General features: G+C 51.4%; 1 protein-coding gene. It reads right to left on the bottom strand.

Annotated elements, in window-relative coordinates; translation table 11 throughout:
- Nucleotides 1–1,270: KAP family P-loop NTPase fold protein (locus tag AC1DT3_RS21630; protein WP_477467238.1), on the bottom strand; the 1,270-nt coding region annotated here is incomplete at both ends.

Genomic DNA, 1,270 nt, shown 5'->3' with positions numbered 1-1,270 from the left:
CTTCGGAGGGCCTCAACCGATCTACCACTGCGTTCGCTACGATCGGAACGACGCGATTCCTATTGAGGCTATAGCTGTTAATTGACCTTCGATAGTCTGCCAGATCTTCTTCAGGCATCTGTTCCCCGAGGCAGTACTTCCAAAATCCAAGCACGTAATCTTGTCGCCGTTGACCATATTCATCGACCGGCCAGTCGAGTCCAAGAGCTACATTTACCTCACTGAAGCCAAGTGTCYCGCGCTTCGCTTTCACGAAAAGTTCTGGACTGATTACCTTGAGAATACATAGACCAGCAAGGATTGCCGGTGGCTGTATAAATCTCCCTGCAAACGCCAAACTTAGTGAAACTGTCGTCATAATTCTCTCGACAGTTCGGAGGCTGAAGTTATGTCGGTTTGCAATAAAAGCCAATTCTTCGACAAGAAAATCAATTTCCCTGGCGCGCAGTTCTAACGTTCGCGCCAGATGTTCGATGTAACGACCGGGAGTGAGATGCCGCTCGTCCTGAGGTGTGTCCAGCAACGGGACGGTCAGATGGATGAACTTTTCGAGATAGAGGCGCGCATCGAGACTAGCGCCATAGGCGCCAGTCACCGAGTTCCTCAGTTGCCCGAGATGCACGCCCAGGACAAAGTGAACGTTTTCGACCRAGAAGAAGTGCTTGACCCGCTCAAGTATTTGAAGCGCGAACACAGGGCGGCAGCGATCCAACTCATCAATAATAAAGATGAGCGGCCTTTTTTTCTCTTCGTCTGTTGTGCTACCATTGGTTTCTGAAAGAAGAGAAGGCAGATCGGAGAGAGCATCACGAAATTGCTTGATTGCATTCTTTTGCTCTTTCTGCCTCGTGAGCAGCGATCCGATATGCTCATCGACGAGTTGCTCGATTTCACCACCTGCTGCTTCGATCACCTTATCAACGGCGTCGCCGTAGTCRACAGTGTCCACCGCTCCAAACGTTGCCCCCTTGACAGCTAGCCGCAACCCCGAACTCCCGAGAATTTTGGCCACACCTTTCGCGCGGGCATAGAACTTTTGTCCCAGCGGCGTGTTTGCTTGTTTCTTCTCCTCCGCTAGAGCGATGATCTCCCCGGCTATGGCAAGGAATGCATCCTCAAAATAGTCGTGTTCAAACGCGTCAAAGTAAACGACTGGGAACCCTTCCTTTCGGAGTTCCCCTGCCCACATCTTCAAAAACGTGGTCTTACCGCTGCCCCACTGGGCATCCAGCGCAATGACGGTCGGATCGGTGATTGTCGATACAAAGTG

It is taken from the genome of Microvirga sp. P4_G7 (assembly GCF_056401005.1).
This window is presented reverse-complemented; position numbering and strand designations above follow the sequence as displayed.